At 65.1% G+C, this 10,268-nt stretch carries 10 protein-coding genes; 7 read left to right on the forward strand and 3 right to left on the reverse strand.

Annotated features, from left to right (window positions below; all coding sequences use genetic code 11):
* Positions 1-286: 286 nt before the first annotated feature.
* Positions 287-1,165, reverse strand: a complete 879-nt coding sequence (gene yghU / locus TRIHO_RS03175) for a glutathione-dependent disulfide-bond oxidoreductase (protein ID WP_068240349.1) — start codon at positions 1,163-1,165, stop codon at positions 287-289.
* Between the two features lie 258 nt (positions 1,166-1,423).
* Between yghU and TRIHO_RS03180 the strand changes: the two genes are divergently transcribed.
* The 3 genes from TRIHO_RS03180 to TRIHO_RS03190 all read left to right on the forward strand — a co-directional run bounded on the left by TRIHO_RS03180 (position 1,424) and on the right by TRIHO_RS03190 (position 3,363).
* Positions 1,424-2,188, forward strand: coding sequence for an NYN domain-containing protein (locus TRIHO_RS03180; RefSeq protein WP_068240350.1), 765 nt, complete (start codon positions 1,424-1,426; stop codon positions 2,186-2,188).
* Positions 2,188-2,574 (forward strand): DUF4260 domain-containing protein, encoded by a 387-nt coding sequence (locus TRIHO_RS03185; RefSeq protein WP_068240352.1) that lies wholly within the window; start codon positions 2,188-2,190, stop codon positions 2,572-2,574. Before TRIHO_RS03180 ends, TRIHO_RS03185 begins: the two co-directional genes overlap by 1 nt.
* A gap of 270 nt (positions 2,575-2,844) precedes the next feature.
* Entirely contained in the window at positions 2,845-3,363 is a 519-nt protein-coding gene (locus tag TRIHO_RS03190) for a YHS domain-containing (seleno)protein (RefSeq protein ID WP_068240354.1), read from the forward strand.
* Positions 3,364-3,570: 207 nt separating this feature from the next.
* Here TRIHO_RS03190 and TRIHO_RS03195 read toward each other — a convergent pair whose 3' ends face one another.
* Positions 3,571-4,170: a GcrA family cell cycle regulator gene (locus TRIHO_RS03195; RefSeq protein WP_068240356.1), complete on the reverse strand. Its 600-nt coding sequence runs from the start codon at positions 4,168-4,170 to the stop codon at positions 3,571-3,573.
* Positions 4,171-4,361: 191 nt separating this feature from the next.
* Between TRIHO_RS03195 and TRIHO_RS03200 the strand changes: the two genes are divergently transcribed.
* Positions 4,362-5,186 (forward strand): ABC transporter permease, encoded by an 825-nt coding sequence (locus tag TRIHO_RS03200; protein WP_068240364.1) that lies wholly within the window; start codon positions 4,362-4,364, stop codon positions 5,184-5,186.
* Positions 5,187-5,226: 40 nt separating this feature from the next.
* On the opposite strand, the gene TRIHO_RS03205 is transcribed toward TRIHO_RS03200, so the two are convergent.
* Complete coding sequence (locus TRIHO_RS03205) at positions 5,227-6,141, reverse strand: DMT family transporter (protein ID WP_068240367.1); 915 nt, start codon at positions 6,139-6,141, stop codon at positions 5,227-5,229.
* A gap of 455 nt (positions 6,142-6,596) precedes the next feature.
* Here TRIHO_RS03205 and TRIHO_RS03210 point away from each other — a divergent pair, with 455 nt between their 5' ends.
* The 3 genes from TRIHO_RS03210 to TRIHO_RS03220 all read left to right on the forward strand — a co-directional run bounded on the left by TRIHO_RS03210 (position 6,597) and on the right by TRIHO_RS03220 (position 10,127).
* Entirely contained in the window at positions 6,597-7,772 is a 1,176-nt protein-coding gene (locus tag TRIHO_RS03210) for an aspartate aminotransferase family protein (protein WP_068240358.1), read from the forward strand.
* 74 nt (positions 7,773-7,846) lie between these two features.
* A complete protein-coding gene (argF, locus tag TRIHO_RS03215; protein WP_068240360.1) occupies positions 7,847-8,773 on the forward strand; it encodes an ornithine carbamoyltransferase in 927 nt (308 codons plus the stop codon).
* Between the two features lie 265 nt (positions 8,774-9,038).
* Positions 9,039-10,127 carry a 2-dehydropantoate 2-reductase N-terminal domain-containing protein gene (locus TRIHO_RS03220; RefSeq protein WP_068240362.1) on the forward strand — a complete coding sequence of 363 codons (1,089 nt, stop codon included), beginning with the start codon at positions 9,039-9,041 and terminating at the stop codon, positions 10,125-10,127.
* Positions 10,128-10,268 lie beyond the last annotated feature (141 nt).

A 10,268-nucleotide genomic window follows, 5' to 3' on the forward strand; every position in this document is an offset into this window, starting at 1 on the left:
GCCCCGGACCGGGGCCGCAGGCGCGGCCCAAGGCCGCCAAGGGGGATCGCCCGAAGGGCCTATCCACCTGCGGGCGCGGGAGCCTCCCCCTTGTGGCCGATCCTGAGGTCGGTGGCCGTCTGGTCGTCAGGGAGCGCGTCCGACAGGCGGTCGCCCGGGGCAGGGCAGGACAGAGCAGAACAGAACAGGGCACGTCTGTGACGCAAGAGACCGCGCCGGGGGCGGCGCGGTCTCGGTCTCTAACTTGTGAGGACGCGTAAGGGTCCCGGCGGTGCCGGAGACCGGATTATTCGGCGGCGTCCGGCTCCAGCTTGTCCTGGGTCCTGGTTTCGAAATCGGAAGCGGCGTGGCGTTCGCGCAGCTGCGACGACAGCTCGCCAAAGGCGCGGTTCACCATGCGGCCACGCTGCACGGCGGGACGCGCATCAATGGCCTTGGCCCAGCGCATCACATGTTCGTAGCTCTCCACGTCGAGGAACTCGGCCGCCTCATAGAGCCGACCCAGCACCAATTGGCCATACCAGGGCCAGATCGCGATATCCGCGATGGTGTAATCCGGCCCGGCGATATAGGTCTTTTCCGCCAGTTCCCGGTTCAGCACGTCCAGCTGGCGCTTGGCCTCCATCGCGAAGCGGTTGATGGGGTATTCGAATTTCTCGGGCGCATAGGCATAGAAATGGCCAAAGCCGCCACCGAGATAGGGCGCGGAGCCCATTTGCCAGAACACCCAGTTCATCACCTCGGTGCGCGCGGCACCGTCCTTGGGCAGGAAATGCCCGAATTTTTCGGCCAGATGCATCAGGATCGAGGCGCTTTCAAACACCCGCACGGGCGCGGCGCCGGACCGGTCATGCAGCGCCGGGATCTTGGAGTTGGGGTTGATGGCAACGAAATCGGACCCGAACTGGTCGCCTTCGCCGATGTTGATCAGCCAGGCATCATATTCCGCCTCCTTGACGCCGGCCTCCAAAAGCTCCTCCAGCATCACCGTCGCCTTCACCCCGTTGGGCGTCGCCAGCGAGTAGAGCTGGAAGGGATGCGCGCCAATCGGCACCGCCTTGTCATGGGTGGCGCCGGCAATGGGGCGGTTGATGGAGGCAAATTTGCCACCGCTTGCCTGGTCCCAGGTCCAGACCTTCGGGGGGGTATAGGTCGTATCACTCATGGAGAGCCTCTTTCTTCCCGTGTCAGAATATCCGCAAACGCGGCCGGTCAATGGCTGCGCCGGGTATCAGGTGGGAACGATACTCAAAATTCCAATGACTGGAAGGTCTGTGCGGGGTAAATTTTCCGTCACACGGCATTTTAGTGGCGGTGCGGCGGTGCGGATGCGCGACTTGGGCGCTCTGTCGCTTGCGTGGTTTTCATTTCCGCCCAGATGCGTATGTATGGAACAAACCCCTTTGACGTGACTGGATCCCCGATGCGCAACAGCGACAAACCCCCTCTTCTCGCGGTGCTGATTGATGCGGACAACATCTCTGCCAAATACGGCGAGGCGATGTTCGAGGAGATTGCCTCGCTGGGGGAGGCGAGCATCCGCAGAATTTACGGCGACTTTTCCGGCGGCGGGCCGCAGGGCTGGACCAAGGACCGGCTGGCGGCCCTGGCCATTGTGCCGCATCAGCAATTCGCCAATACCACCGGCAAGAATGCCTCTGACATCGGGCTGGTGATCGACGCGATGGATATTCTGCATTCCGGGCGGTTTGACGGGTTTGTGCTGATCTCCTCGGACAGCGATTTCACCCGGCTTGCCAGTCGGATCCGCGAGCAGGGGCTGGATGTCTATGGAATGGGAATGCGCAAGACGCCGGCGGCCTTTGTGCGGGCCTGCAAGCGGTTCATCTATGTGGAGAACCTGCAAAACGACACCCCGCCGCCGCCCACCAAACCCAAGGTCGCCAAGCCCAAGGCGGCCGAGCTGGCCAATCTGGCGCAGGACGATCAGGCGCCGACGGAACTGGAAGATCCGCAAAAGCTGGTGTTGCGCGCGATGGAGGCGATCAGCCAGGAGGACGAATGGTTCTCGCTCGGGCAGATCGGCCAGTATATCACCGCCGCCTCGCCGGATTTCGACACACGCAGCTATGGCAAGCGCAAGCTGTCGGACCTGATCGCGACCATGAAGATCCTGGAAACCAAACGCGGTGAGGGCAATCAGATCGTGGTGCGGAGGCTCGATTGATGGCAGGCGGTGCCGGCGTGATCCTGTGGCAAAAGGCCGAGGGCGCGGCGATCTGCGCCGTGGGTCTGTGGCTGTATGCAGGGGCGGAGTCGGTGCTGTCGCTCTGGGCGGCCATTTTGGTGTTCTTCGCGCCGGATCTCAGCTTTGTCGCCTATGCGCTGGGCCGGCGCGTCGGCGCCTTTTGTTACAATCTGGTGCATGTCTACGCCTTTGGGGCGCTGGCCCTGGCGATCGGACATTTGTTGCAGATGCCGATCTGGTGGGAAGTGGGCGCGCTTTTGCTGGCCCATTCCGGGTTTGATCGCATGTTGGGATATGGCCTGAAAACCACCGAAGGTTTCACGGTCACCCATCTCGGCCCCATTGGGACGTCGCGGACGGGCTGACGTGCGGGATGAGGCGCGCGCGGGGCGCGACCGAACGTCCGGTTGCTCCCTGCACATCCCCCCCTGCACGTCACTGTACCGTCACCGGCCCGTCGCAGGCCAATCACAGGCCAATCACGGGTCCATCACGCAGGCTCCGTGCGCAACACAGAGCTGTGAGACCCACTTCGCAAATCAACGGCTTCGGGTATCTTCGCAGCAGGTCTCGCGACGGGCGCGGGACGGGATCAGCGACGGCGCGGGCTTGACGCGCAACAAAAGGATTTTCGCATGAGACATTTCACCTTCGCCGCTGTAATGGCGCTGACGACTGCAGGTGCCGCCTTGGCAGGGGAGCAGTTCGTCGATGAGACCGGCTTTGCCGTTTCCGGCTTTGATGTCGTGGCCTATCGGACGCTGGAGCAATCCCCGGTCGGCACGGCCCAGCCTGCCGCGGTTCCCGGCTCTGCCGCGATTACGGCGGAGTACAACGGATCGACCTTTGCCTTTGCCACCGAGGCGAACCGGGCAACGTTTCTGGAAAACCCCGCGCATTACGTGCCGCAGTATGACGGCCATTGCGCCTATGGCGTCGCCAAGGGCGGCAAGGTGCCGGGCAATCCGAACCTGTGGCGGATCATCGACGACAAGCTCTATCTGAACATCACGGAAAATGTGGTCAGCTTCTGGGAAGAGGACATTCCCGGCAACCTGACCCTGTCGCAAGGCAATTGGCCGAGCCTCGATCCAAAGCCGGCTTCGACCAACACAATCCCCAATTTCACATCAGAGGCGCCGGACAAGGGCTAAGGGCCCGGGCGGCGGCGGGGCGGCCTGGCATCAGCCGCCGCTCTGCCCACACCCCGTCAGCCAGCGCCGGCGTGGTGGCGGCGGTTGCCCGCTGGGGCAGGGCGACGGCCTGAAAGACAAAGCCCCCGGACACCATCAAAAGGGTCCGGGGGCTTTGTCTGTCTGTGCGCTTGTGGTGTCGGGCCAGGCGTCCCGGCCGCGACGGGGTCAGCGTTTGCGTTCTCGGCGCGAGCTCATCGGCTGGAAGGCGACGCCGACATGGGCATCGCAATAGGGTTTGCCCTGCTGCACAGGCAGGCCGCAGAACCAGAAATCCTCGGTCGCGGGGTCGCCCACCGGCCATTTGCAGGTGCGCTCTGTCAGTTCCATCAAGGTCAGCCGTTTGGCTTTCTTCTCGATCTCGTTGACCTTGGCGAGCGCCTCCGGGCTGATTTCATTGGCGGAGGGCTGCGGCGGCAGCGGTTGGCCGGCCGGGATGATCTGCTTGCGGGCAGGCACCGAGGGTTTGCTTTCCGCCGAAGCAGAGGCCGCCGGGGCCGCGGCGGCCGGTTCCGGCGTCACGGGGCGGGCCGGTTCGGTCTTGGGCTGCGCCTTGGGTTTGGCGGCCACCTTGGGCGCCGGCTTTTCCTTGGGCTCGGCAGCTGGTTTGGCGCCGCCAGTCGTGCGGTTGGACAGACCGAGACGATGGACCTTGCCGATGACCGCATTGCGGGTCACGCCACCGAGTTCTTTGGCGATCTGACTGGCCGACTGGCCTTCGCCCCACATTTTCTTGAGCAGTTCGACGCGCTCGTCTGTCCAGGACATTAGGTGCCTTTCAAAGCTAATAGCGGCCTCAAGTAACCTGTGGCCGCCATCGAATTCCAAGTTCTCGCCCTATATTAATTACTGGCGGGCGAGATACAAGTCATGAACGCGGCTGGTCCTGGGGAAGATCAGTGCCTTGCATCCCACTGTTCAGCCTTTATGCATGCAGCGGAAACAAATCGGGGGTGATCATGTCAGACAACAGCACGCAGGCAGGATATCGCGTCGCCTTGGGCGAGCGCCGGTTCGGGCGGGTGAACTGGCTGGGGTTGCGGACCCTCGCCGGGCGCGAGATTACCCGGTTCCTGGTGGTCCACACCCAGACGCTGCTGGCACCGATGGTGACGGCGGCGCTGTTCCTGTTGATCTTTAACATCGCCATCGGGCCGCGGCGCGGCGATGTGATGGGGGTGCCCTTCATGTCCTTTCTGGCGCCGGGCATCATGATGATGACGGTGATCCAGAACGCCTTTGCCAATACCTCCTCTTCGATTGTGATCACCAAGGTGCAGGGCAATATCGTCGATACGCTGATGCCGCCGCTGTCGGGGCTGGAAATCCTGATCGGGTATCTGGCCGGCGGGATTGTCCGGGGGGTCATGGTCGCCGTCGGCATTTGTCTCGGGCTGGTCCTGGTCCTGGGGCTGGTGCCTGTGTATCCGCTGGTGACGCTGGGCTTTGTGGTGCTGGGAGCGGCCTTCCTGGGCGGGCTTGGCATTCTGGCCGGGGTCTTTGCCGAGAAATTCGACCAGATGGCCGCGATTACCAACTTCATCGTCACGCCGCTCGCGTTTCTGTCGGGCACCTTCTATTCGGTCGAGGCCCTGCCGCCGGTGCTTTATGCGGTCAGCCATGTGAACCCGGTGTTCTACCTGATCGACGGGGTGCGCTTTGGCATGATCGGGGTGTCCGACAGCGATCCGGCCTTTGGCGCGCTGGTCTGCCTGCTGGCGACGGCGGCGATCTGTCTTGTGGCCTGGCAGATGTTGCGGACGGGCTATCGGCTGAAGGCCTGAGCCACCGCGACCCCTGACAGGCGGCTGCCCTCTGGCCGCGTCAGGGGGCCGGGCGGCGCAGCGTGACGGTGGGCCGCTTGCCGTTGACGCTTTCACGCCAGGCCAGAAGTGCCGCCCCCGACAGGATGATCCCCGCCCCCAACAGGGTGATTGCATCCGGCAGGATGGCAAAGATCAACGCATCATAAAGCGCGGCAAACACCAGGGTGCCATAGGCAAAAGGCGCGACAAAGGATGCATCGGCCCGCGCCATGCCGTTGATGAAACAGGCCTGCGCCGCCGCCATCATCACCCCCAGCGCCGCCAGCGCGCCCCATTGGGCCGGCGTCGGCATCTGCCAGACCGCAAGGGCGGCCGCGCTGGCGATGGCCATGCCGATCAGGTTGTTGACCCAGAGCACCTGCAGCGGCGGCTCGCGCCCGGCCAGTTTCTTGATGAAGATCAGCTCCGCCCCCATCGCCAGCGCCGCCCCCAGGGCCAGCAGCGCCGCCGGCTGAAAGCTCTCGGGCGTGGGGCGCAGCAGGACCAGCGCGCCGCCCAGGGCAATGAGGGCCGCCATCCAGCGCCAGGGTCCGACCCTTTCGCCCAGAAAGGGAATCGCAAGGACCATGCCGATCACCGGGTTGAGAAAGGAAATCGCCGTAGCATCCGCCAGCGGGATAAAAGCCACCGAGGCGAACATCAGCGTCACGCCCCCCCAGCCGAAGGTGGACCGCCCGATATGCAGGCCGAGATGCGGCTGGCGTATCTTCTGTTTCAGAACCACGACCGCCGTCGAAATGGCAATAAAGGCAAAGACAAACCGCCCCTGGCTGATCTGCAGCGGATGCAGTGCCGGACCCAGCGTTGCCGTGCCAAGCGCCTTTGCCAGCAGGGTCGTGGCGGCGATGAATACGGTGGCCAGCAGGATCAGCGCGGCCGCCAGGGGCGGGTTCTGGGGAGTCTCATGCGTCATGGTCACTACCGGTGCGTCAGTGCGACGCCAAAGGCAAGCCGAAATGCGCGCCTGCACCTCCGGCGCAATCCCCCGGCGGTCCGGGCTGGTCTTGTCCGCGACGGGGCCGCCGGCCCGGCGCCTGCGTCCAAATTGTGCCAACAGAGGCGTCAAAGGGGGTTTTCACGCCGTGATTCCTCCGTTATGGAGCCTTCCTATGATCAAACATGCATTTCTTTCGTCCGCCCGACGCCGACGCCAATCTGCCTGACCCACGGCCCCGCGCCGTGCCCTTTGATCTTGCGCTTCGCTCCCCATATCCTGCGATGCCCCCACCCAAGCCTGCGTTTCCCGGACCCACATCCATGCTGATGATTGACCAAACCACCGGGGTGGGGCACTGATTTGGCTCTGACCCGCTGCGCAACCTCTGCAAACCCGATCCTGTCAACACGACCCTGCAAAGGACGATCCCGATGATCCCTTCCGTACTGCCGACCTACAACCGCGCGCCGTTGAACTTTGTCAAAGGCGAAGGCTCCTGGCTTGTCGAGGCAGATGGCCGCCGATTCCTCGATTTCGGCTCCGGCATCGCGGTCAATGCCCTCGGCCATGGCCATCCCGCCCTGGTCGACGCCCTGACCACCCAGGCGCAGGCGCTCTGGCATGTCTCTAACCTCTACCAGATCCCGCAGCAGCAGGCGCTGGCCGACAAATTGGTGGCCGAAACCTTTGCCGATACGGTGTTCTTCACCAATTCAGGCACCGAAGCCTGCGAGCTGGCGGTGAAAATGGCCCGCAAATACCATTATGAGGCCGGCCAGCCGGAGCGGGTGGAAATCATCACTTTCGACGGATCCTTTCATGGCCGCTCTTCGGCGGGCATCGCCGCGGCCGGCTCTGAAAAGATGACCAAGGGCTTTGGCCCGCTGCTGCCCGGCTTCGTGCACCTGCCCTGGAACGACCAGGAGGCGGTCGCCGCGGCCATCGACGAAAAGACGGCCGCGATCCTGCTGGAGCCGGTGCAGGGCGAAGGCGGCATCAAGCCGATGCCCGATCAGGATCTCAAGGCGTTGCGGGCGCTCTGTGATGCGCAGGGCATTCTGCTGATCCTTGACGAGGTCCAATGTGGCGTTGGCCGCACGGGCCGGCTGTTTGCCCATGAATGGGCCGGGATCACGCCCGACATCATGATGGTGGCCAAGGGCATCGGCGGCGGCTTCCCCTTGGGCGCGGTGCTCGCAACCGAGGCCGCAGCCGCCGGCATGACGGTGGGCACCCATGGCTCCACCTATGGCGGCAACCCGCTGGGCTGTGCCGTCGGCAATGCGGTGATGAACATCGTCGCCGCACCGGAGTTCCTGGCCGAGATCAACCGCAAGGCCGGCCTGCTGCGCCAGAAACTCGAAGGCCTGGTGGCCGCCCATCCAGAGGTCTTTGAAGAGGTCCGCGGCTCCGGGCTGATGCTTGGCCTCAAATGCAAGGCGCTCAATGCGGATGTGGTCAAGGCCGGCTATGCGGCGGAAATCATCACCGTGCCCGCCGCCGACAACGTGATCCGCCTGTTGCCGGCCCTGACCATCACGGAGGCCGAACTCGACGAAGCCGTGACCCGTCTGGACGCGGCAGCCACGGCGGTTGCGGCGGGCTGACCTTCATCTTTTCGAAAATACCTCGGGGTGCGGGGCAGAGCCCCGCCTCTCCGGTTTCAAGAAAGCGACTGAGCATGACACATTTCCTCGACATTCACAAAACCTCGCCCGACGACCTGCGCGGCATCATCGACCAGGCGGCGGCGATGAAATCGGCCCGCGCCGGCCGGCCGAAAGGCATGGCGGATGACGAACAGCCCCTGGCCGGACGCATGGTGGCCCTGATCTTCGAAAAGCCCTCGACCCGGACCCGGGTTTCCTTTGATGTCGGCGTCCGCCAGATGGGGGGCGAGACCATGGTGCTCTCGGGCAAGGACATGCAGCTTGGGCACGGCGAAACCATCGCCGATACCGCGCGCGTGATGTCGCGCTATGTGGATCTGATCATGATCCGGACCTTTGACGAAACCGTGCTGACGGAAATGGCGGAATACTCCGACGTGCCGGTGATCAACGGCCTCACCGATCGCACCCATCCCTGCCAGATCATGGCGGATATTCTCACCTACGAAGAACATCGTGGCCCGATCCGGGGCAAGAAAGTCGTCTGGACCGGGGACGGCAACAACGTCTGTGCGTCCTTCCTGCACGCGGCCGGCCAGTTCGGGTTTGACCTGACCTTTACCGGCCCGTCGCAGCTCGACCCTGAGGAGGAGTTCGTCGGCCTGGCCCGCCGCGCTGGCTCCACCATCACGATCGAGCGCGACCCGGCCAAGGCGGTGGCCGGTGCGGATCTGATCGTTGCCGACACCTGGGTGTCGATGCATGACAGCCAATCTTCCAAGGAACGGCGCCACAACATGCTGCGGCCCTATCAGGTGAACGACGCGCTGATGGCGCATGCCAAGCCCGACGCCCTGTTCATGCATTGCCTGCCAGCTCACCGCGAAGAAGAGGTGACCTCGGCGGTGATGGATGGTCCGCAGTCGGTGATTTTCGACGAAGCGGAAAACCGGCTGCATGCGCAAAAGGCAGTGATGCGCTGGTGCCTCGGCGTGTGAGAGGCTGCGTCGCAAGGCCACGGAGCAGCGTTGCGACGGTTGCCAGCACACAGGTTGCCAGCACACAGAAGGGGATACTCCCGCCCGGCACCAGTCAGGGCGCAGGCGCCCTGACGCGCCCGTTGGGCGTGGCGCCGGGCCTGATGGCCCGGCGCTTGGCGCGCTGCGGCACCGGGCGGACCGCAGTGGGGCGCGACCGTGCGACCTGGCCGGGTGGGCGTGGGAAATGAACCAGACAAGTGTGGTGATCAGGGAGATTTGACAGATGCGTGACGGGCAGATTGTCGTCTTGGGGGAGCCTGCAATGGCCGGATTTTGCGCCGGTCTCTGGGCCACTGCCGGGCATGACGTCTGTTGGATCGCCCCCTCCGCCCATGTCGCCCGGTTCCACCACCATGGCATGGCGCTGACCGACCCGGGCGGGCTGGAGGCACGCATCGGGGCAGAGACCCTGCGTTGCACCCAGGACCTGGCCCCGCTGAGCACGGCGGCGCTGATCGTTGTCGCCGACTGTGCCGGGGGTGATGTCGATGTGCTCGACCTCGCGGACCGGATCGCGAAGATCTCCTTGGTCACGACGCCGGTGCTCAGCCTGCAGTCCGCCGCCTGTCCTGAGGACCCGCTTGTGGCCCGTCTGCCGGAGGGCCGGGGCTGGCCGGGGCTGATCCCCTGGCACGTGCGCGACCTGACGGGCGCCGACGGTGTTGCGACATGCGAAGGGGCGACAAGCGCCGCTGCTGCTACCGCTGCGACGGCGATTAAGCTGCACCGTCAGGGGACCGGGCCATTGATCCTGGACGCCGCAAGTGGCGCCGTGGCGCGCGAGCTGGATGTCCCCTGCCTGGAGGTGGCGCTGCGGCGGGATGTGGCGGCGCTTCACTGGGGGCGGCTGCTGGAGGATCTGCTGCCGGTTTCCGCCCAACTGGCGGGGCTTTCGCCGGGTCTGGCGCTGCGGGATCCGGGCGTTCGTCGGGGCCTGGCGGACCATCTGACCGAGGCGCTCCGCGTTCTGGAGCGGGCGGGTCTGCGACCGAGGGGGCGACAGGGGCTGCCGCTGACCCTGCGGGCATGGATCCTGCGGGCCCCGCCTGTGCCAACCCCGGTCGCCCGGTGGCTCGGGGGCGCCTGGTGGCTCGGCTGGCGCGATGCCTCGGGCGTGACCCCGCCTGCCGCGATGCGGGCGGCGCTGGAGCGGCTGCTGGCGCTGGGCGCGGACCTTGGCGTGGCGACGCCGCTCACGGCTGAACTGGTCGCGGCCCTGCGACAGACGGAGGCGCCAGCGGACCCCGGCTGCGGCAGTCAGCGGCCACAGGACAGCGCGCGCGGGACGTCTGGCGTCAGCTCAGCGCCGTGAACAGACGCAGGACGGCATAAAGACCGGCCGCGAGCGTGGCGGAGATCGGTACGGTGATCAGCCAGGCGGCCAGAATGGTCAGAACGTGGCTGCGCCGGACCAGCCGGCGGCGGCGGCGATCCTCTTGCGGCAGGCCGGGGC

This window comes from Tritonibacter horizontis (assembly GCF_001518015.1).
GTDB lineage: Bacteria > Pseudomonadota > Alphaproteobacteria > Rhodobacterales > Rhodobacteraceae > Epibacterium > Epibacterium horizontis.